The organism is Draconibacterium mangrovi, assembly GCF_010586825.1.
GTDB lineage: Bacteria > Bacteroidota > Bacteroidia > Bacteroidales > Prolixibacteraceae > Draconibacterium > Draconibacterium mangrovi.
On sequence record NZ_JAAAGB010000001.1, the window covers coordinates 704,686 to 725,734 of the forward strand.

Here is a 21,049-nt window from a genome sequence, read left to right on the forward strand (position 1 = left end):
GTATCCGAATATTTAAATTTTCGTACATTCGGAAAAATTTCAAAACAATGTTAGTAGGTATTCTGAGAGAAGGGAAAACACCTCCCGATAAGCGTGTGCCGTTAACCCCGCAACAATGTGTGGAAGTGCAGCAAACATTTCCACATGTTTCGATTGTTGTTCAACCCAGCCCCATACGAAGTTATAAAGACGAAGAGTACAGTGCTTTGGGCATTCCGTTAAAGGAAGATCTTTCGGATTGCGATGTTTTACTGGGGGTAAAAGAAGTTCGTATCGAGGATTTTCTCCCCGGAAAAATCTACCTGTTTTTCTCGCACACCATAAAAAAGCAAGCGTATAACCGCAAGTTGTTACAAACGGTTATTGAAAAAAACATTCAGTTGGTGGATTACGAAGTGCTGACGGATAAGGAAGGATTTCGCATCATCGGATTTGGTCGTTTTGCCGGCCTGGTTGGTGCCTACAACGGCTTCCGTGCATTTGGCTTAAAATACGATTTATTTGATCTGAAACCGGCGCACGAATGCGAAGACCTGGAGGAAATGTTACAACACCTCGACCAGGTTAATCTGCCACCGATAAAAATAGCAATTACCGGCGACGGACGTGTGGCACAGGGTGTTTTGGAGATTCTGAACCACATGAATATTATGCGGGTTTCGCCCGAGGCTTATTTAAATGACGAGGAGCCGGAACAAGCCATTTATGTGCAGTTACTACCCCGAAATTATGCAAAACGTATTGATGGAGAACCGTTTGATCTGATGCATTTTTTCAATAACCCGACGCTATATGAGAATAGCTTTCATCCTTTCGCAGAAGCCACCGATATGTTGATCGCATCGGCTTACTGGGATCCAAAATCTCCGGTACTTTTTACGGCCGAAGAGATGAAAGACGATAAATTCCGGATTGGAGTGATTTCGGATATTACCTGCGATATTGAAGGTTCCATTCCGTCGACAAAACGTGCCGCAACAATTGCCGATCCGTTTTACGATTATAATCTGCAAACCGGAGAATTGGAAGAGGCTTTCTCGAATCCGAACAACGTGTCGGTTCAGGCGGTGGATAACCTGCCCTGCGAGCTGCCGAAAGATGCATCACTAGATTTTGGGCGTAACCTCATCGAAAAAGTATTCCCCAGTTTATTTGGCGAAGATAGCGACGGAATTATCCAACGCGCTTCTATTACAAAAGATGGTGCGTTAACCGAGAAATTTTCCTATCTGCAGGATTTTGCTGACGGAGAGTAATTTCTCGCAGATTGCGCGGATTAACGCAGATACTTAAAATAAAGCCTCGGTCGGTATTCATAACAGAATATACCAACCGGGGCTTTTTTCTGTGTAAAATTAACCCCATTTAACACACCTGTTCTGACTAAAAGATACCCGATTAGGTCCTAACAATAGCACTACCAGTTTTCAAATATTTTTTGTAACTTTTTTCTTATTAACCAACATCACAATTATGAATTCGTACTGCTTAATAACCGGCGCTGCAAGTGGAATTGGTTTGGAGTTTGCAAAACTTTTGGCCAGAGAAGATCATCAACTCATTTTGGTAGATAAAAACATGGAGCAGTTGATGATCGCGAAACAAAAACTTGAGCATCAATTCCATTCTGAAATCCTTATTCTAAATTACGACCTGAGCCAGCAGGGCGTTGCTGAAAAGATTTTCAAAGATCTGGAAGATCGCTTAATAAAAATCAATATCCTGATCAATAATGCAGGATTTGGTGTTTTTGGATATTTCCACGAAGCCAATTGGGAGAAACAGCTGGAACTGCTTCGTTTAACCATTGAAACAAACACCCACCTGCTGCGGATTTTTCTAAAAGACATGCTTACCAGAAACTCAGGCCGAATATTGAATGTTACCTCTATTGCGGCTTTCCAACCGGGGCCGTTAATGGCGGTTTACTATGCATCAAAAGCTTATCTTTTGTCGTTAAGCAGAGCAATATCAAACGAAGTTAAAGGAACCGGCGTATCGGTTACCACGCTTTGCCCCGGTATGACGCGCACCAATTTTCAATCGTTTAATGGAAACCCGAATCCTAAATACGGACTGTTTTGTACAACGGCGGAACATGTGGCAGCATTTGGGTATAAAGCGTTGATGAAGTCAAAATCGATTGCCATTCCGTGTTTCTACAACCGGGTTATTGCCAACATTCACCGATTGTTGCCGTTTGATACGGCCACGCAATTCTCGCGTAAACTGCAGGAAAGAAACAGGGAAAACCTATTAAATCCGGTGAATTAAAGTCCGGTAAAGTAACAAACGCCAATCCGTCAATTGACGGACCGACGTTTTACTCACTCTCCCTTCACCTATCCGCCAGTTTGACGGACCTCTCACACTACTTATTCTTTGCAAGAAAACGCCAAATACTGCGTTACTCTCGGTTTGAAAACAGTCATTTACGAAAGTAAACTCCTTGATTTTCAAACCTTCGAAAGCCTTATCTTTGACGTTTTCTTATCAAAGACTTACGCTTTTCCGTGTTTTCTTGAAGTCACTACTTAATCAGTTCAACACTGCGCTTCACAAATTGATCCAGATCAGCACCTTTTAACAGGCCATTCGCCAACAGCGCCAAATCAACCATTTGTTTTGCCAGTTTATTCTTTTTCCCAAATCCGGCCAGCTCCTCGCGTTTTGCTTCTTCAAGTTTCGCCAGCTCCGAATTTAGTGTTTCCAGTTTTTCTTTATCTGCTGCCGGAATCTCCTCGCCTTTCTTGCCTTCTTTTGCTTTTTCCAAAGCGGCAATTTCCTCTTTCTGGGCCGAAATTTTTCCTGTCATTTCTTCCAGTTTGCCACCCAGTTTTTTGTCTTTGGCATCCAACACTTTTTTCACCAGCGGGTGAGCCGTGTTTACTACCAGGTTTAACGAATCGGGCAAATCGCCATACATGCTCATTCCTCCCTGAGCAGCGCTCATATCTTTCATACGGCGCATAAACTCGTTACGGGTAATTACCATCGGCGAACCGTTTTCACCCAAATCCTGGAAATCAACAATGTAAGTATGAGCATTAGACTGCGGGCAAACTGCCTGGAACACCGGCGACAATTCTTGTTTTTGCTCCCAGGTCCACTCTTCTTTTGCGGTATCTTCTTTTCGAATCAGATTTTCAACCACGTCAGAGTCAACACGCACAAAACGTTTGTCGGTGTATTTTTGCTCGAATTTGTTGATCAGGTGAGGTGCCAGCACGTCATCCATAATCAGCACATCGTAACCTTTGTTTTTCGCAGCTTCAACAAAAGTGAATTGCTCCTCAACATTGGTTGTATACAGGTAAATGGTGTTGTTATCCTTATCAGTCTGGTTCTCTTTAACCAGTTTTTCGTACTCTTCCCAGGTGAAATACTTGCTCTCACTATTTTTCAGCAGGAAGAAATTCATTGCACGGTCGTTGAATTTCTCTTCGGTCAGCATTCCATATTCGATAAAGATCTTCAGGTCGTCCCATTTACTTTCAAAATCTTCACGGCTGTCTTTAAACAGCTGATTCAAACGATCGGCCACTTTTTTATTGATGTGGCTGCTGATCTTTTTCACATTCGAATCGCTTTGCAGGTACGAACGCGACACGTTCAACGGAATATCCGGCGAGTCAATCACACCGTGCAGCAATGTCAAAAATTCAGGAACGATTCCTTCAACCGAATCAGTAACAAAAACCTGGTTGCAGTACAACTGTATCTTGTTTTTCTGAACCTCGAAATTGTTTTTGATTTTTGGGAAATACAAAATACCTGTCAGGTTGAACGGATAATCAACATTCAGGTGAATATTGAATAGCGGCTCGTCGCCCATCGGGTATAATTTCCGGTAGAAGCTTTTGTAATCCTCGTCTTTTAAATCAGCCGGCATTTTTGTCCAGGCCGGAGCAACATCGTTAATCTGGTTGTCTTCGTCAGAATCAACCTGCTTGCCATCTTTCCAGTCTTTTTTCTTACCGTAAACTACCGGAACAGGAAGGAATTTGCAGTACTTATTCAGGATCTCCGAAATTTTTGCATCATCAAGAAAACCTTTTTCCTCTTCGCTGATGTGCATTACAATGTCGGTTCCAACGTCTTCTTTTTCTACTTCTTCCAGTTCGAATTCAGGACTTCCGTTACAACTCCATTTTACGGCCTGCGCACCATCTTTGTACGATTTTGTAATTACATCCACTTTTTCCGACACCATAAACGAACTGTAAAAACCCAATCCGAAATGGCCAATAATCGCGTTGGCGTCGTCTTTGTATTTGTCAAGGAATTCGTTGGCGCCCGAGAAAGCAATCTGGTTGATGTACTTCTCCACCTCTTCGGCAGTCATCCCTATACCGTTATCCGAAACAGTAATTGTTTTGGCCTCGGTATCCAGTTTAACAACTACTTTAGCCTCACTTACATCGCCTTTGTACTCGCCTTTCCCGGCAAGTGTTTTTAGTTTTTGTGTTGCATCAACGGCGTTTGATACAATCTCACGCAAAAAAATGTCGTGATCAGAATAGAGAAACTTTTTAATAATTGGGAAAAGATTCTCGCTGGTTACTCCAATTTTTCCTGTTTGCATTTTTCTATATTTTAAATTTTACTATCAATTTTACGCTCGCCAAAAGTCAAACGCTGTGCCATTCGTTTTTTGTGACGATTTGACAGAAAATCGCGTTTTCCTACATTAATTATGGCGGAAAGCTGATTTTTACCCTATATTTATTTCACCCAAACACCTTTTATTTGCGTCTCTTATAAAAAAGCGATTTATGGCTAGTCTGGAAAAATACTTCGAAAAATTCAGAAAAAATATTGTGGGTATTGATCAGGAATTTGAAACTCCTTATGGCACAATGAAAATACATTATGGCGACTGGATTGCCAGTGGCCGGTTGTACCGCCCTATCGAGTGTAAGATTACCGACGAGATTGGACCGTATGTTGGCAATACCCACACTGAAACCAGCGAAACCGGAATACGAATGACGCATGCTTACCATAAATCGCACCAGCTGATAAAACAACATGTAAATGCCGGGCCGAACGATATTATCATAACCGCCGGTTTCGGGATGACGGCTGTAATCAACAAATTTCAGCGAATTCTTGGATTAAAATACTGCGGCAAAGTGGCAGGAAAAACCTGTATTGCCGAGCGCGAAAAGCCGGTGGTTTTTGTCACACACATGGAGCACCACTCGAACCATACTTCGTGGTACGAAACCAGTGCCGACGTGGTGGTTGTTGAACCCGGCGAAGGATTACTGGTTGACACCGACAACTTGCGTAAAGCACTGAAAAAATATAAAGACCGCCAATTTAAAATTGGGTCTTTTACCGCTTGCTCGAATGTAACCGGAGTACGCACACCCTATCACGAAATGGCAAAGATTATGCACGAATACGGCGGTGTTTGTTTTATCGATTTTGCCGCCTCTGCACCTTACGACGAGATAAATATGCACCCCGAAGATCCGATGGAAAAACTGGATGCCGTTATGTTCTCGCCACATAAGTTTTTGGGAGGACCGGGCTCATCCGGCGTAATTGTTTTTGATGCCAGCATGTATAAAAATACCGTTCCGGATAATCCCGGCGGCGGTACTGTTGACTGGACGAATCGTTGGGGAAAATATAAATACGTTGACGATATTGAAGCCCGTGAAGATGGAGGAACTCCCGGATTCCTGCAATCGATGCGCACAGCGCTTTGTTTTGATTTAAAAGACCAGATGGGGATTGAAAATATCCGTAAACGCGAAGAAGAATTGCTTGAACGTGCCTTTAAAGGTCTCGATTCCATTAAAGGATTAAATATTCTGGCCGACAACGTACGCGACCGCCTTGGCGTAATTTCGTTTTACGTTGAAGGAATTCATTATAACCTTTTGGTTCGTTTGCTAAACGACAAATATGGTATTCAAACACGTGGAGGTTGTGCCTGCGCAGGAACATACGGACATTTTCTGTTGGAAGTTTCGCTGGAGCAATCGGAGGAAATTACCGATAAAATCAACCACGGCGATCTGTCAGATAAACCGGGCTGGGTGCGCTGGTCGCTTCACCCGACAATGACCGATGAGGAAGTTGATATTATGATCGATGCATTAAATGATATCGTTTCGAACATTAACGAATACGAAAAAGATTATAACTACGTCAACCGCACCAACTCGTTCTGGCACAAAGATGAAAAAGATGATCAGGAATTGTTGAACAAGTGGTTTACGCTTGAACACAAATAATCGATCCTCCTCATTTTCTCTTTCCCAATTTAGAAGCCACAAAACTGATTATAAGTATTTGTATGGGGTGGAAAATCATAATTGGCAGTAACATAATTCCGGTAGTTGCCGATTGCTGAAACAATATTTTGGCAAAAACAGTTCCGTGTACCAACGACTTTTTTGTTCCGCAAAATTGTGTTGTTATCTGATCTTCAATATTAAATCGCAGCAGCTGTGAAACTTTAAGCGTTAGGAAATAAATCGCATAAAAAAGGATAATAACTGCCGTTACTATCAGAAAAAGGTCGACTGCGTCAACAGCGCTAAACACCTTGTTCTCGAATGAATGCGAAAAGCTTTTAAAGATAATCAGCAGGATCACCGATTTATCGAACAACGTAAAGTATCGATTGTATTTTCGGGCATAATCGCCCCAATAACGTTGCAGTAAAACACCGACAATAACAGGCAGTAGAATTTCGGTAAGCAGTTTGAAATAAATTTCGCCAAGGTTAAAATCAATAGTGGTTTGGGTTAAAAATAGTCCCATCCAAAGTGGCGTAATAACAATCCCGATCAATCCTGAAATACTGGCGTTAAAAATGGCAGCCGGAATATTTCCTTTTGCAATTGAAACCATCACCACCGACGATGAAACGGTGGACGGCAGCGCAGCCAAAAACAAAAATGCCAGCCAGATGGTTTGTCCGTTTTCGGTTTTTATAAACGGATGAAAAGCAAGAACAATTAAGGGAAAAACAAAAAAGGTAGTTACCTGAACCACGATATGTAACTTCCAGTTTTTTAATCCCGTTTTTATATCGCGCGGACTGAGTTTCAATCCATAAAAAAAGAATATCAGCGAAATACCGATACTCGCAATTAAATCAAGCGGCACACCACTTTCCGGGCTTCCAATTCCGGGAAAAAACCAGGCCAGAATAATTACACCGATAATGGCTAAAACGAATTTATCTATCTTCATTATATAATAGTAATATAATTACAGTGTGTAAACATGCGCTGCTACGTCAGTAAAAATACCCTTGAAAATTTCATTTCCAAAATAAATGTCAATCAAAGGATTTGAAATCTCATTATAGTAACACCGTTTCAATTGATTTTCTACCTTTGAAAGGTATGACAAAGAAATACGAAAACGGTCTGGTTTTAAGTGGTGGCGGTACGCGTGGGTTTGCCCATCTTGGCGTAATAGCGGCGCTCGACAAACTTGGTATTCAACCCGATGTAATTTCGGGAGTTAGTGCCGGTGCCATTGTTGGAGCTTTTATTGCCGCCGGAAAATCGCCCGAAGAAATACGCGATAATTTTAAACGCGGCTGGTTTTTCCAATACACTAAAATTCACTTTCCGGTTGATGGTTTGCTTAAGCTTGATGGTTTAAAGGAAATTCTGGAAAAGGAAATCGCAATTGAGAACATTGAAGACCTTAAAATACCGTTTTATATTTGTGTTTCGAATTTGAACAAAGGAACTGTTGAATACCGAAACACAGGGAGCCTTGGCGATACTGTACTAGCCTCGGCATCTATTCCTGTTATTTTTGCACCGGTTGAATTAGGCCGGTATTTATATGTTGACGGCGGATTGATGGATAACATCCCCGTTGCCCCAATTAGAAAAGATTGCCAATGTATAATTGCGTCAAACATTAGTCCCATCAATCCGAAAGCAAAAATGAAAAACCTCATACAAATTGCCACACGAACTGTTTATATGAGCGTGAACCAAAAACTGGAGGAAATAAAAAAAGAGGTTGATGTTTATATTGAGCCAAAAGGAATTGACGAATACGATGTATTTCAAAGAAAACATGCCGACGAGCTTTTCGATCTGGGCTACAAAAAAACGCTGGAGGTTCTGAAATAAAAACAGACATGATAAAAGGGAATCACCAACATAGAATAAAAAAACTGACCCCTCCTAACCTCCCGCCAGCTGGCGGGGAGGAATAAGATTCTTGATATTAAATATCGTCCGAAACTTTTATTTAATGGACAAAAGTCCCCTTTGGGGATTTAGGGGGCATAATATAAGTTTGAAGCCAATATAAACACATGGTATATTGAGCCGGTTTTTCTATAGAAAAAGCCGCTTCGGAAATTCCCGAAACGGCTCAGCTTATATTTTTAACTTTCTCATCTAGTCAAACAAGTTCTCATCTCTGATGATCATTAATATTGCGGAATGTGGCAAAATAATGTACTTCTCATTATTAAACTCAATTTCGTGCCCGCTTTTATTTAAATAAATCGCCAGGTCGCCAATGTGCGTTTGCAGCGGAACATATTTTACCTCTTCCTTTTTTTCTTTCCACGCTTCGTCTTCTTCGCTCACTGCCGGAATCGGGTAACCCGGACCAACTTTTACGATATAACCACTTTGCACTTTCTCGTTCTCCTGAACCGATGGCGGCAAATACAACCCCGACTTGGTTTTGCCAGACGGATTTTTGGGTTTAACCAAAACACGGTCGCCAACCATTATAAATTTTTCCAGATCCTTTTCTTCAATTACTAACGACATAAACAATACATTTTTTCTGTTGACAAAGATACAAGTTTTCGATGTTGCTGTAAAAAAAGTTATTCGATGAAGAATCTTTTTTACGAAGATATTAAAGTGGACACTCAACCAAATACGCTTCTCTGTTCGTACTATTTAACTTATCATTCGATTTTTCCAAATGCAACAGATATCTTCAACTGATTGTATTTATGACTCTTACAAGTTTCACTTAAAATATTTTTCAAAAAATATACTACTTTGTTTTGCATAGTACCATTTTTTGTACTTATATTTGCAATACAAAGTTCAGGTTTTAAACCAGTACATTTTTAAAAAAAGTTCTAAATTTTTTGTAACGAATCTAATTTTTGGTCGTCTTAATATCGAAAACAAGAAAACAGAACGAGAAAACAAGAAACAAAAAGTCGAAGCAACAAAACAAGAAAACAAAAACAAAAGCAGGAGGCAAAGTCATGAAAACAACAAACAATGTTCAGAAAGCAATCACAAAATCACTGGCGGTTATTATTAGTTTGGTTTTGATCAGCATTACAGTAAATGCACAAGATTTTTGGAGAACCGTAATGGAAAACAACAGCTTCAGCCAAATAGCCATGGCAATGACAGATAACACTGAAGCGAGCTCAGCATCAGCAGATGCTTCATCAACAACAGATATGAGTGCGTATGCCGAGTATGCAGCAGTTGAAGCAGAAGAAGCATTGGATGTAGAAAACTGGATGCTTGCCGAAAACAATTTCTTTACAACAGTAGATGTAGGCATTGAGGCAGAAGAAGCACTTGAAGTTGAAAACTGGATGACTAACGAAAGCTACTTTGATGGAATGGCAAGCTACTTTAAAGTAGATACTGAAGAAGCATTGGAAGTGGAAGCTTGGATGACAAATACCGACTACTTCGGAGTTCTGTCGGTAGACGTTGAAGAAGAAACAGAAGCAGCTTTGGAAGTGGAAGCATGGATGACAAACGCAGAAATCTGGAACATCTAATTACGAATAACTCATTTTAATAAAAAACCGCGGCTCTTTAAATTAGAGCGGCGGTTTTTTATTGTGCTTAAACAAGCGCAATTTATGTTATCGGGTATTCATTATGAATATCTGTCAAAACTTCGCAGCCGGTTGGAGTTATCAAAACCGTATGTTCAAACTGTGCCGACAATTTGTTATCGATTGTGCGAGCTGTCCAGCCATCGTTTTTATCAATCACCGCTTTTGGTTTCCCCTGGTTAATCATCGGCTCAATGGTAAAAATCATTCCGGGTTTCATTTCCGGTCCCGTGTTTCTTCGTGAGGCATGATCGACCTGCGGCTCTTCGTGAAAATCAACACCAACACCATGTCCGCAAAACTCGTATACCACACTGTAACCTTGTGCTTTGGCATAGCGCTGAATAACAAATCCTATATTCCCAAAACGATTGCCCGGTTTTACCTGCTCAATTCCAAGGTCGAGACAGTGGCCGGTAATATCAATCAAATCTTCAGCTTCCTTACTCACATCTCCCACCGTAAACATACGCGACGTATCGCCATAGTACCCATTTAAAATTGTGGTGACATCAATATTCAGAATATCTCCTTCTTTTAAAACGGTTTGTTTTGAAGGAATACCGTGACAAATCACATTATTTAACGAAATACAACTCGATTTAGGATAACCGTTGTACCCTTTGGTTGCAGGAACAGCTCCATGGGAACGAATAAATTCCTCCACTTTATCGTCGATAAATTCCGTGTTTACTCCTTCTTTTACAAACTGCTCAGCAAAATCAAGCGTTTTTGCTGCCAGTTTTGCACTTTGCCTGATGCCTTCTATCTGCTCCGGAGTCTTAATTATAATTTTTCCCATTAATCGTTGTACTTTGCTGCAAAATTGAACATTTGTTGTTGATTTTCAAAAACCGAACAATAAATTTGCGAAAAAGTTTACAAAAAGAACCAAGTCGGAAGCACGAACAGAAAGACGACTTGCAATTTCACACTTCGGACTTCAAATCGTTTTAGCATGAAACACAAACAGGAATTATCGACAAAATCATATTTCGTTAGCCGTTTTGGGCAACTTTCTACTTCATTCCTTTTTTGGCAAATTCAGGACATTGCTTGGGAACATGCTGAAAAATTAGGTTTCGGGTTCGACAATCTCCAAAAGGAAAAACAGTTTTGGGTTTTATCGCGACTGTTAGTTAAAATAAAACGTCGTCCTGAATGGGGAGAAAAATTTACAGTTGAAACCTGGCCGGCCGGAATTGACGGACTATTGGCACTTCGCGATATTCATTTTATTGATGCACACGGTGAAAGTATTATTAAAGCTACAACCAGCTGGCTTGTTCTCGATCAAAACACCAAACGTATTGTAAAGCTTGAACTCGGCTCAATTCCATTACACGATGAACGGGTTCTGGAAATGAATGCCGGAAAAGTAAAGCCGGTTAAATCCGACGATGAAGTGGCTTTTACACCGGTGCTGTTCAACGAGATCGACGTTAACCAACATTTTAACAGCGGTCGTTATCTTGAACGTATTATCGATAGTTACGATTTTGATTTCCACAATCAGAATGAACTCATCGAATTTGAGGTGAATTTTGTTAAAGAAGGCATACAAAACGACAGACTGGGAATTAAGAAGCAAATACTGGACAAAAATAATCATATTTGTAGTGTTGTCCGCGAAAGCGATGAAGCCGATCTGATTCGCGCCCGACTCGTCTGGAGCCCGCGGAAACAGTCGTTTTAACGATACAGTTCTTTTCAATAATCACAGTCTCTTTTTCTTTTAAGAATAAGTAAGGCGAAATGATCAAAAAAAAATCAGGCAATTTCAAACGTTTGCATTGATTTTGAGAAGTTTATTTTGAATTATTTATACTAACAAAAGCCAATAATTAAAGATTTATTAAGGCTGCAATACTTAAAAAGAAATGAAGAGATTACTATTGATTTTTGTGCTTGCCGTGGGCACATTCTTTAGCCAGGCTGAAGAGATTACTTCTCCGAACGGAAAAATGAAACTTATCTTCTATTTATCGGATGGAACGCCGGTCTATCAACTTCAACTGGAAGGCAAAACCATTATCAAATCCAGCAAACTCGGACTTGAGTTAAAAGATGCCGAACCGCTGTTAAGCGGATTTACCATTGCCGACAGTAAAACCACTACTTTCGACGAAACATGGAAACCGGTTTGGGGCGAACAAAGCGAAATTAGTAACCATTACAACGAATTGGAGGTGACTTTAAACCAATCGGCCACCAACCGCAAAATGATCATCCGTTTTCGTGTATTTAACGACGGACTGGGGTTTCGGTATGAATTTCCGGAGCAGGAGAACTTGATTTATTTTGTGGTGAAAGACGAACGCACCGAGTTTGCCATGGACGGTGATCACGCTGCTTTCTGGATTCCGGGCGATTACGATACGCAGGAATACGATTACACCAAATCGAAATTGTCGGAAATTCGTGGATTGATGGAAAAAGCCGTTACACCCAACACTTCGCAAACACCAATTTCAGCTACCGCTGTTCAAACGGCTTTAATGATGAAAACCGACGACGGTTATTACATCAACCTGCACGAAGCGGCGTTAAAAGATTATTCGTGTATGCACCTTGAGCTCGATGATAGTAACATGATTTTCAAATCGGTTTTAACTCCGGATGCACAAGGAAACATGGCCTACATGCAGGCACCTTGCACAACCCCGTGGCGCACCATTATTGCCGGTAAAAAGGCGGGCGACATTTTGCTTTCGAATATTACGTTGAATTTAAATGAGCCTTGTGCTTACGAAAACACCAACTGGATTAAACCGGTGAAATATGTTGGCGTGTGGTGGGAAATGATCACCGGAAAAAGCTCGTGGGCTTATACCAACCTGCCAAGTGTAAAACTGGGCGAAACCGATTATTCAAAAACTACTCCCAACGGAATTCATGCTGCCAATACCGAAGAGGTAAAAAAATACATGGATTTTGCCAGAGAAAATGGGTTGGATGCTGTTTTGGTAGAAGGCTGGAACGAAGGTTGGGAAGACTGGTTCAACAAATCGAAAGACTATGTATTCGACTTTGTAACCCCCTACCCCGATTTTGATGTTGCAGAATTGCGCGATTATGCCAAAAGCAAAAATGTACACCTGATGATGCACCACGAAACATCGGGCTCAGTGCGCAACTACGAGCGTCATTTGGATACGGCTTACCAGTTTATGGCCGATAACAATTACAACTCGGTAAAAAGTGGTTACGTGGGCAACATTATTCCACGTGGAGAATATCATTACGGACAATGGATGGTAAACCATTATTTGTATGCCATTCAAAAAGCGGCCGATTACAAAATAATGGTGAATGCACATGAAGCGATTCGCCCAACCGGATTGTGCCGGACTTACCCGAACCTGATCGGCAACGAATCGGCACGCGGAACTGAGTACGAAGCTTTTGGCGGGAACAATGTCGATCATACTACTATCCTTCCGTTTACCCGATTAATTGGCGGGCCAATGGATTACACTCCGGGAATTTTCGAAACGCATGTTAGCGCTTACAATCCTGACAATAATTCGCAGGTCCGTACAACCATTGCGCGCCAGCTGGCATTGTATGTAACCATGTACAGCCCGCTGCAAATGGCCGCCGATTTGCCAACAACGTACGAGAAATACATGGATGCTTTCCAGTTTATTAAAGATGTGGCACTTGACTGGGACAAATCGTTGGTTTTGGAAGCAGAACCGGGTGATTATATTACTTACGCCCGGAAAGAAAAAGGCAGTGAGAACTGGTTTGTAGGCCGTACAAACGACGAAGAAGTGCGCACTTCAGAAATCAGTTTTGATTTCCTGAATCCGGATCAGAAATACATTGCAACGGTTTATGCCGATGCCAAAGATGCCGACTGGAAAACCAATCCACAAGCTTACGAGATCAAGAAATATGTGGTCACAAGTCAATCGGAATTAAAACAACAATGTGCTCCCGGCGGCGGTTATGCAATTAGTATTATTCCCGTTACCGATAAGTTGGAACTAAAAGGACTGAAGAAGTTATAAGCTCTAAAAAACAGAAAGGATTTCACGCAAAGTGATATCCTTTCTGATATTATCCTTTTTTCAAGTGGTACTTCACTTTTATCACTTCACGTTCTGCCTCATCCAACGATTTCATATACCCTTTCCAACCCGGACACCAATTGATGTGCCAACGCCAAAAACGGCCGGCAAAAGATTTTGGATTTTCATCGTACTTGGCACGAAGTGTACAATCAGCGCAATTTGAGTCAGCCATGACAGTTCGGTTTAAATGATTATTGATCGTTATTTTTTCCTTTTTACGAAGGTTTTTCTAACAGTTTCAAAATTTCACCAACTTTTTCATCCATTGGCAAATGTCCGTTTATCCAGTGAATTTTTGTTCCTCGCTTTTCCATACCTCTAAACCAGGTCATCTGGCGCTTGGCAAACTGATGAATGGCTATCTCCAGCTTGCTGAACATTTCATCAAAACTCAATTCGCCAATTAAATGCAGGGTCAGAAATTTATATTCCAATCCGTAGTAGATCAGTTGCTCCGCTGTTAAACCTGAATCAAGCAATTTCTGCACCTCATCCAACATTCCCTCGTCAAGTCGTTGTCTTAAGCGGGAGGTAATTCGCTGTCGGCGCATTTGTCGGTCGAAATCAATCCCCACATTCAGGCTGTTTATTTCGGGCATCTCCGAATCTTCCTGCGGGTGTTCACGATAATAATGTTCAATTTCAATGGCACGAACTGCACGTCTGTCGGTTTCTACATCGGTTTCATTGTGCAATTCCGGCTTTAAATCTTTCAGAATTTTGGTGAGTTCTTCCAGCGATTTTCCTTCCAGTTCTTTTCGCAATTCTTTATTCGGCGGAACTTCAATTAATCGGTAGTTTCGTAAAACCGCCTCGAGATATAAACCACTGCCACCGCACAACACCGGAAATTTTCCACGCGATTGTATCTCGTTGAAAACCTTAATAAAATCGGTCTGAAAACGATAAACATTGTAATGCGCCCCGGCATCTTCAATGTCAACCAAATGTGACGGCACTTCCACGCCATCAACAAAATAATCTTCGTAATCTTTTCCGGTTCCCAAATCCATTCCACGATATACCTGTCGTGAGTCGGCCGATATAACTTCTCCTTTTAACTGTGCGGCCAAATGTGCAGCCAATCCAGTTTTTCCGGTTGCTGTTGGTCCAAGTATTGTAACTAAATTGGTTTTCAAAATTCCGTAGTTTTAGCTACAAAATAACAAAATATAAGTGGCTTATCCATTTTCTAATTACTTTTTAAATTATTTAGAAATCCATCTCTGTTTTTATAGTTTATTGTCGTATTCTTTATCTTTGATGCCATTATACGAAAAGACCTTAGAATGATAAAAGAAGCATGTGTTGAATCGTTAAAAGAAGCCTTGCTTGCTGAAGAGAAAGGCGCCAATCGAATTGAGTTATGTGCAGATTTGGCCAATGACGGACTCACTCCAACTTTTGGTTTGATGAAAAGAACCGCGGCTGCCCTAACGATTCCGGTAATGGTTATGGCACGACCACGTGCCGGCGATTTTGTTTATTCCGATGTTGAACTGGTACAAATGAAAGTGGCCATTAATTACGCCAAAGAAGCAGGCGCTGCGGGCATCGTGTTAGGCTTGTTAACAAAGGAGAATCAAATTGATGCGGAACACACTAAAATGCTGGTTGAATATGCACAACCGCTGGAAGTTACTTTTCATAAAGCAATCGATGAATTGGACAATCTGGTAGAAGGCGTGCGCGTTTTAAAAACCATCCCCAATATTAAACGAATTCTTAGTTCAGGCGGAAAAGCCACAGCGTTTGAAGGACAGGAAGTAATCCGCGAAATGATTGCCGAAGCAGACGGAAAAATTACCATTCTGGTTGCCGGAAAAGTAACTAATGAAAACGTTAACGAAATTCAGCAGCTTACGGGCACAACTGAATTACACGGCCGTAAAATTGTTGGCGACCTGACATTGTAGAAATTAATTCAAACAAAACCTAAATAATCGAACTATGAAAAAATTACTGGTACTACTTCCGGTGTTTCTGGCATTTATGGTAAATGCCCAGTTGGAACATGAAATTACCGACTACGAATGGCCAACCGATCAGGCAGTGCTGGATAAACTGGAAGAATGGCAGGATTTAAAATTTGGATTACTAATGCACTGGGGGGCATACAGTCAGTGGGGAATTGTGGAATCGTGGTCGATTTGCCCCGAGGATTACGGGTGGTGCGAACGCAAAAAAGGAAGTAATCCCAACGATTATTTCACCTACAAAAAGGAATACGAAAACCTGAAATTGTCGTTTAACCCAACCGGTTTTAATCCGGATGACTGGGCAAAAGCAGCTGCCGATGCAGGAATGAAATACGTGGTTTTTACCACAAAACACCACGACGGTTTTTGTATGTTCGACTCGAAATACACCGATTACAAAATTACTAGTCCCGATTCTCCGTTTAGCTCGAATCCAAAGGCGAATGTTACCAAAGAAATTTTTGATGCTTTCCGCAACGAAGGATTGTGGGCAGGTGCCTATTTCTCGAAACCCGACTGGAACAGCCCCTACTATTGGGATCCTAAATTCCCGCCGCTGGATAGAAACGTAAATTACGATCCACGACTTTATCCTGAAAAATGGAACAAGTTTGTGGATTTCACACACAAACAGATTATGGAGCTGATGAGCGAATACGGGAAAATAGATATTCTTTGGCTCGACGGCGGCTGGGTTTGCAAACAATCGGATGAAGCGCTGGAAGAATATTATAAAAGCCGACATGAGGAAGCCCCGGGTGGTTTTATCAAAAACCGCGTAATCGATCAGGATATAAAAATGGATGAGCTTGCTGCCAAAGCCCGCGAAAAACAACCCGGATTAATTGTAGTTGACCGTGCAGTAAAAGGACCAAACCAAAACTACCTGACACCGGAAAACAAGGTGCCTGAAACACAACTTCCTTACCCCTGGGAAAGCTGTATTATCGCCGGTGGCGGCTGGTCGTGGGTGCCGGATGCAACATTTATGACACCAAAACAAGCCGTTCATATGCTGATTGACATTGTGGCAAAAGGCGGAAACCTCTTGTACAATATTGCTCCCGGTCCTGATGGGAGATGGCCTGAAGGAGCTTACGAATTACTGGCTGCAATGGGCGACTGGATTGATGTTAACGGAGAAGCCATTTACTCAACACGTGCGATTGCGCCTTATAAAACTGACAATATTTGTCTTAGTCAGCAAAAAGATACAAAAGCAGTTTATGCACTATATCTTGAACAAGAAGACGGTAGCGGTCTTCCTGATTCATTTACGGTAAAAGGAATAAAAGCGGCTAAAAATGCCAAACTTACGCTGCTGGGTACCAAAGGCAACCTAAAATGGCAAAACACCGACGAAGGCATACAAGTTACCATCCCTTCCAGCATTCGGAAAGACCTGCCTTGCGATTTAGCCTGGGCAGTTAAAATATCAGCTATTGAATAGCGCTAAAAAGGAGGCAAGCAGATGCCTCCTTTTTATTTTCATCTCCCTAAAGGCACTTTACCCCTACATTAACAATCCTCCTTCAAATATGCTCTACAACATGTTTTCTAAAAATTTGCTCTATTTTCGCGCCCTTTAATTGCACGAACAATTAAATGAATAGTCTTTTTGAATTTTTATTGATAATCCCCCGGAACCAGACTTCTGGAGAATACAAAATCATCTTCTCCAACCAGCCATAGTGCTGGGGTCTCCCACCTTCCGGGTTTTTCCACACCAGAAAACAAGTAGAAAGAATGAAGTTTGAATTTAAATTTATAGATAAGAAGCAGGGAAGCATAAAAGACGATATCCTTTCGGGATTAACCGTTGCACTGGCACTGGTACCCGAGGCGGTGGCTTTTAGTTTTGTGGCAGGCGTGTCGCCAATTGTTGGATTGTACGGTGCGTTTATGATGGGACTGATCACTTCCATATTTGGAGGCCGCCCCGGAATGATATCGGGAGCAACAGGAGCGATGGCCGTTGTAATGGTTAGCCTGGTACAACAGGGTAACGCCATGGGTGACGGACAAGGTTTGCAATACCTGTTTGCCACATTAATTCTGGCCGGAACGATACAGGCACTTTTTGGCTTTTTCAAGCTCGGAAAGTTTATTCGACTGGTGCCTCACTCGGTAATGATGGGCTTTGTAAACGGATTGGCCATTGTCATTTTCCTGTCGCAGCTGAATATGTTTAAAGCCGGAGGCGAATGGTTAAGCGGAACGCCTTTGTACACCATGCTTGGGCTGGTTGGCCTAACCATGGCGATAATGGTTCTTCTCCCAAAACTAAGTAAGGCAATTCCTGCGGCGTTAGTCGGAATTTTGGTGGTTACTGCCATTGTAATTTTCGGAAATATTGAAACGGAAACAGTACGGAGTTTTATTCAAAGTGGTGGTGGCGACAGTATTAAAGCCGGCCTGCCTACGTTTGATGTACCTGTCATTCCATTCAATCTTGAGACCTTAAAATTGATCTTCCCATTTGCACTGATACTTGCAGCAGTTGGACTGATAGAATCTTTAATGACACTGAACCTGGTTGACGAGCTAACCGAAACACGTGGTAGCGGAAACCGCGAGGCGGCGGCTCAGGGATTGGCCAACATCGTTAACGGATTTTTTGGAGGAATGGGCGGTTGTGCCATGATCGGGCAAAGTATCATCAATATAAAATCGGGTGGACGTGGCCGTTTATCGGGTATTGTTGCAGCTGTAATGTTGCTGGTTTTTATTTTGTTCGCCTCATCGTACATTGAAATGATACCGATTGCAGCGCTGGTTGGTGTGATGTTTATGGTGGTAATTGGCACCTTCGCCTGGAGTACGTTCAAAATCATAAATAAAATCCCGCTTTCCGATCTTATCGTAATCATTCTGGTTACCGGACTTACCGTGGTTTTCGATCTTGCCATTGCAGTACTGGCCGGTGTTGTGGTTTCGGCGCTGGTATTTTCATGGGAAAACGCCAAGCGTATTCGTGCCCGCAAAAGTGTTGACGAGCACGGAATTAAACACTACGAAATTTTTGGCCCTCTGTTTTTTGGATCCACCGCACTTTTTCAGAGTAAGTTTGATGTGCAGAACGATCCGAATGAGGTTATCGTTGATTTTAAAGAGTCGCGTATTGCCGACCAGTCGGCTATTGAAGCCATTAATAAACTGGCCGAGCGTTATCAAAAAGCAGGCAAAACAATCCACCTTCGCCACCTAAGCCACGATTGTATTAAACTGGTGAAAAAAGCAGAAGCTATTTGCGATGTAAATGTGGTGGAAGATCCGAACTATTTTGTGTCTATCGACCACTACAACAAGTTAATTAAGTTGCAGGCGAAATTAAATGAAAATGCAACCTCGTAAAAATTACGAACACTGATTACAAAGATTCTTCTGATTTTCGCAGCAAAAAAAGGATCCGATCCCTCAGAGAGATCGGATCCTTTTTTATAATTTTAAATCAGTGAAATTCCGCTAAATCAGTGTTATCTGCGTTCCATTTTCTTTCGGCTCTGAAAATGTTTCGAGTCACCCCATTCGCCATAACCAATTTCCGAACCGGCCATGTGAATTCTTGCTTCCAGGCAATTACGGCACAATTCGGCATCCTCATCCAAACAGGGTTTATTTTCGTAAAGCTGATACTCTTCGCGGTACGCCGTTGGCGTTAAATTCGGCATAATTACATTGGCACCAATGGCCAGCGCCTTTTCTCGTCCTGCCGGATCAATGGCCTGCAAAGCAGTGGCAGCGGCAATATTGATATCGGGCATTAACAAGCGTAAAACAGCAATCATATTCAGGGCCAGATCAAAACGCTCCTGCTTTGTTTTTAGCAGGTGACGATATTGATATAAAGGCGTGTCCTCATGCTCGAGATAAGGCCCCATTCCGCACATATCAATATCGAGTTTTTGGAAAAACAAAAGATCGTCGGCAAGGTGTTCGTAGGTTTGAAAAGGTAACCCGATCATCACTCCTGTTCCTACCTGGTAACCGGCAGTTTTTAAGTTTTCCAGGGCTTCTATTCGCTTCTCAAATGAATGAATCTCATTTTCAGGATGTATTTTGTAGTAAAGCTCCCGGTTCGATGATTCGATGCGTAATAAATAACGGTGCGCTCCACTCTCGAACCAACGACGATAAGTTTCCAGACTTTGCTCTCCGCAGCTTAGGGTAATTCCCAACTCACCGTTCGAAATCTGCTTGATTTTTTTCAGCAAATCATCAACCCGTTTTATAAATGCCGGCGACGATAATTCGCCCGACTGCAACACCACCGAGGCAAAACGATTTTCCCAGGCAAAACGGCACGATTCCAAAATCTCATCATCACTCACGTCGTAGCGAAGAACTTTGTCGTTTCCCTTACGAATACCGCAATACAAACAGTCTTTGGCGCAGATATTCGAAAACTCCACCAAACCACGGAAATAGACTTTATTCCCTATTTCTTTTACCTTCACCTCCTGTGCCCGCTTCAAAAGTGCGGTGCGTTCTTCGCCTGTGGTTTTTAGTAATTGTATGATTTCCTGTTTATCCAAACCAAATATTTTGAGCCACAAAAATATGCTTTTCTGCGCAATAAAGCTCAAGAACGAAACGGTATGTTATGTTTTAGAACTACGTTGCATAACATTAGCACTTTACAACATTTCTCATGTTAGTCAATGGAAATTAAATTTACTTTTGTAGCTACAATCCTGCGGGAAGGCCACGGCTGACTTTAGGGAGAACAAGGCAAAAACAAAAAGACAAAGTTGAGATCAACTTTGCTGGGCGAAATCCCGACTTAAACGTCGGGAGCAAAAGTCTTTCAATTCCTTTATCTCCATTATTTCCCGCAGAATTTAATTGATTAACTGAGTATGCAGTATTCTCATTGCTAAGTACGTAAATCTCAATACTAAAAATGAAACGACTGGGTTTTGTGGGCATAATAATTGAAAACCGCGAGAAATCATCGGGAAGCGTAAACCAGGTACTAAGTCAGTACTCTGAACTTATTCTGGCCCGCACCGGCCTGCCCAATGCAAGAGAAAACTATTCCGTTATCACCCTGGTAATTGATGCCACAACCGACGAACTGGGCCAATTAACAGGAAAACTTGGTAATATTCCGGGTGTATCTGTGAAATCAGGCCTTGCCAAAAAATAGTAGAATAAAA

18 protein-coding genes are annotated in these 21,049 nt (G+C 41.7%); 11 read left to right on the forward strand and 7 right to left on the reverse strand.

The window, feature by feature from the left end:
- Positions 1 to 47 precede the first annotated feature (47 nt).
- Positions 48 to 1,256, forward strand: coding sequence for an NAD(P)-dependent oxidoreductase (locus G4420_RS02795; RefSeq protein ID WP_163322066.1), 1,209 nt, complete (start codon positions 48 to 50; stop codon positions 1,254 to 1,256).
- Positions 1,257 to 1,473: 217 nt separating this feature from the next.
- Entirely contained in the window at positions 1,474 to 2,274 is an 801-nt protein-coding gene (locus tag G4420_RS02800) for an SDR family NAD(P)-dependent oxidoreductase (RefSeq protein WP_163322067.1), read from the forward strand.
- A 256-nt stretch (positions 2,275 to 2,530) separates the two neighbouring features.
- On the opposite strand, the gene htpG is transcribed toward G4420_RS02800, so the two are convergent.
- Positions 2,531 to 4,585, reverse strand: coding sequence for a molecular chaperone HtpG (htpG, locus tag G4420_RS02805; protein ID WP_163322068.1), 2,055 nt, complete (start codon positions 4,583 to 4,585; stop codon positions 2,531 to 2,533).
- Between the two features lie 190 nt (positions 4,586 to 4,775).
- Between htpG and G4420_RS02810 the strand changes: the two genes are divergently transcribed.
- Positions 4,776 to 6,251, forward strand: a complete 1,476-nt coding sequence (locus G4420_RS02810) for an aminotransferase class V-fold PLP-dependent enzyme (protein WP_163322069.1) — start codon at positions 4,776 to 4,778, stop codon at positions 6,249 to 6,251.
- A gap of 10 nt (positions 6,252 to 6,261) precedes the next feature.
- On the opposite strand, the gene G4420_RS02815 is transcribed toward G4420_RS02810, so the two are convergent.
- Positions 6,262 to 7,218: a bile acid:sodium symporter family protein gene (locus tag G4420_RS02815; protein WP_163322070.1), complete on the reverse strand. Its 957-nt coding sequence runs from the start codon at positions 7,216 to 7,218 to the stop codon at positions 6,262 to 6,264.
- Positions 7,219 to 7,373: 155 nt separating this feature from the next.
- Here G4420_RS02815 and G4420_RS02820 point away from each other — a divergent pair, with 155 nt between their 5' ends.
- On the forward strand, positions 7,374 to 8,123 hold the full coding sequence (locus tag G4420_RS02820) for a patatin-like phospholipase family protein (protein ID WP_163322071.1): 750 nt from the start codon (positions 7,374 to 7,376) through the stop codon (positions 8,121 to 8,123).
- 273 nt (positions 8,124 to 8,396) lie between these two features.
- Here the strand turns inward: G4420_RS02820 and G4420_RS02825 are convergent, their stop codons facing one another.
- Positions 8,397 to 8,780, reverse strand: coding sequence for a co-chaperone GroES (locus G4420_RS02825; RefSeq protein WP_045026322.1), 384 nt, complete (start codon positions 8,778 to 8,780; stop codon positions 8,397 to 8,399).
- Between the two features lie 455 nt (positions 8,781 to 9,235).
- Between G4420_RS02825 and G4420_RS02830 the strand changes: the two genes are divergently transcribed.
- The gene (locus G4420_RS02830; RefSeq protein WP_163322072.1) at positions 9,236 to 9,772 is read left to right on the forward strand and encodes a hypothetical protein; all 537 of its coding nucleotides are present in this window, start codon (positions 9,236 to 9,238) and stop codon (positions 9,770 to 9,772) included.
- 82 nt (positions 9,773 to 9,854) lie between these two features.
- On the opposite strand, the gene map is transcribed toward G4420_RS02830, so the two are convergent.
- Complete coding sequence (gene map, locus G4420_RS02835) at positions 9,855 to 10,634, reverse strand: type I methionyl aminopeptidase (RefSeq protein ID WP_163322073.1); 780 nt, start codon at positions 10,632 to 10,634, stop codon at positions 9,855 to 9,857.
- A gap of 156 nt (positions 10,635 to 10,790) precedes the next feature.
- Between map and G4420_RS02840 the strand changes: the two genes are divergently transcribed.
- Positions 10,791 to 11,528: an acyl-[acyl-carrier-protein] thioesterase gene (locus G4420_RS02840; protein ID WP_163322074.1), complete on the forward strand. Its 738-nt coding sequence runs from the start codon at positions 10,791 to 10,793 to the stop codon at positions 11,526 to 11,528.
- A gap of 184 nt (positions 11,529 to 11,712) precedes the next feature.
- Positions 11,713 to 13,848, forward strand: a complete 2,136-nt coding sequence (locus G4420_RS02845) for a glycoside hydrolase family 97 protein (RefSeq protein WP_163322075.1) — start codon at positions 11,713 to 11,715, stop codon at positions 13,846 to 13,848.
- A 49-nt stretch (positions 13,849 to 13,897) separates the two neighbouring features.
- Here G4420_RS02845 and G4420_RS02850 read toward each other — a convergent pair whose 3' ends face one another.
- Positions 13,898 to 14,083, reverse strand: a complete 186-nt coding sequence (locus G4420_RS02850; RefSeq protein WP_163322076.1) for a hypothetical protein — start codon at positions 14,081 to 14,083, stop codon at positions 13,898 to 13,900.
- A gap of 43 nt (positions 14,084 to 14,126) precedes the next feature.
- Positions 14,127 to 15,050 carry a tRNA (adenosine(37)-N6)-dimethylallyltransferase MiaA gene (miaA, locus tag G4420_RS02855; protein ID WP_246241515.1) on the reverse strand — a complete coding sequence of 308 codons (924 nt, stop codon included), beginning with the start codon at positions 15,048 to 15,050 and terminating at the stop codon, positions 14,127 to 14,129.
- 150 nt (positions 15,051 to 15,200) lie between these two features.
- Here miaA and G4420_RS02860 point away from each other — a divergent pair, with 150 nt between their 5' ends.
- The 3 genes from G4420_RS02860 (at position 15,201) to G4420_RS02870 (ending at position 19,244) form a co-directional block, all read left to right on the forward strand.
- Positions 15,201 to 15,827: a copper homeostasis protein CutC gene (locus G4420_RS02860; protein WP_163322077.1), complete on the forward strand. Its 627-nt coding sequence runs from the start codon at positions 15,201 to 15,203 to the stop codon at positions 15,825 to 15,827.
- A gap of 34 nt (positions 15,828 to 15,861) precedes the next feature.
- The gene (locus G4420_RS02865) at positions 15,862 to 17,340 is read left to right on the forward strand and encodes an alpha-L-fucosidase (RefSeq protein WP_163322078.1); all 1,479 of its coding nucleotides are present in this window, start codon (positions 15,862 to 15,864) and stop codon (positions 17,338 to 17,340) included.
- Between the two features lie 296 nt (positions 17,341 to 17,636).
- On the forward strand, positions 17,637 to 19,244 hold the full coding sequence (locus G4420_RS02870; protein WP_163322079.1) for a SulP family inorganic anion transporter: 1,608 nt from the start codon (positions 17,637 to 17,639) through the stop codon (positions 19,242 to 19,244).
- Positions 19,245 to 19,366: 122 nt separating this feature from the next.
- Here G4420_RS02870 and hydE read toward each other — a convergent pair whose 3' ends face one another.
- Entirely contained in the window at positions 19,367 to 20,425 is a 1,059-nt protein-coding gene (gene hydE, locus G4420_RS02875) for a [FeFe] hydrogenase H-cluster radical SAM maturase HydE (RefSeq protein WP_163322080.1), read from the reverse strand.
- A gap of 368 nt (positions 20,426 to 20,793) precedes the next feature.
- Here hydE and G4420_RS02880 point away from each other — a divergent pair, with 368 nt between their 5' ends.
- Positions 20,794 to 21,039: a TM1266 family iron-only hydrogenase system putative regulator gene (locus G4420_RS02880; protein WP_045026309.1), complete on the forward strand. Its 246-nt coding sequence runs from the start codon at positions 20,794 to 20,796 to the stop codon at positions 21,037 to 21,039.
- The last annotated feature ends 10 nt before the right edge of the window (positions 21,040 to 21,049 follow it).

Bases quoted from the DNA above. Each gene is read 5' to 3' on its own strand.
- G4420_RS02795 (WP_163322066.1), top strand. From the start codon at position 48: ATGTTAGTAGGTATTCTGAGAGAAGGGAAAACACCTCCCGATAAGCGT.
- G4420_RS02800 (WP_163322067.1), top strand. From the start codon at position 1,474: ATGAATTCGTACTGCTTAATAACCGGCGCTGCAAGTGGAATTGGTTTG.
- htpG (WP_163322068.1), bottom strand. From the start codon at position 4,585: ATGCAAACAGGAAAAATTGGAGTAACCAGCGAGAATCTTTTCCCAATT.
- G4420_RS02810 (WP_163322069.1), top strand. From the start codon at position 4,776: ATGGCTAGTCTGGAAAAATACTTCGAAAAATTCAGAAAAAATATTGTG.
- G4420_RS02815 (WP_163322070.1), bottom strand. From the start codon at position 7,218: ATGAAGATAGATAAATTCGTTTTAGCCATTATCGGTGTAATTATTCTG.
- G4420_RS02820 (WP_163322071.1), top strand. From the start codon at position 7,374: ATGACAAAGAAATACGAAAACGGTCTGGTTTTAAGTGGTGGCGGTACG.
- G4420_RS02825 (WP_045026322.1), bottom strand. From the start codon at position 8,780: ATGTCGTTAGTAATTGAAGAAAAGGATCTGGAAAAATTTATAATGGTT.
- G4420_RS02830 (WP_163322072.1), top strand. From the start codon at position 9,236: ATGAAAACAACAAACAATGTTCAGAAAGCAATCACAAAATCACTGGCG.
- map (WP_163322073.1), bottom strand. From the start codon at position 10,634: ATGGGAAAAATTATAATTAAGACTCCGGAGCAGATAGAAGGCATCAGG.
- G4420_RS02840 (WP_163322074.1), top strand. From the start codon at position 10,791: ATGAAACACAAACAGGAATTATCGACAAAATCATATTTCGTTAGCCGT.
- G4420_RS02845 (WP_163322075.1), top strand. From the start codon at position 11,713: ATGAAGAGATTACTATTGATTTTTGTGCTTGCCGTGGGCACATTCTTT.
- G4420_RS02850 (WP_163322076.1), bottom strand. From the start codon at position 14,083: ATGGCTGACTCAAATTGCGCTGATTGTACACTTCGTGCCAAGTACGAT.
- G4420_RS02860 (WP_163322077.1), top strand. From the start codon at position 15,201: ATGATAAAAGAAGCATGTGTTGAATCGTTAAAAGAAGCCTTGCTTGCT.
- G4420_RS02865 (WP_163322078.1), top strand. From the start codon at position 15,862: ATGAAAAAATTACTGGTACTACTTCCGGTGTTTCTGGCATTTATGGTA.
- G4420_RS02870 (WP_163322079.1), top strand. From the start codon at position 17,637: ATGAAGTTTGAATTTAAATTTATAGATAAGAAGCAGGGAAGCATAAAA.
- G4420_RS02880 (WP_045026309.1), top strand. From the start codon at position 20,794: ATGAAACGACTGGGTTTTGTGGGCATAATAATTGAAAACCGCGAGAAA.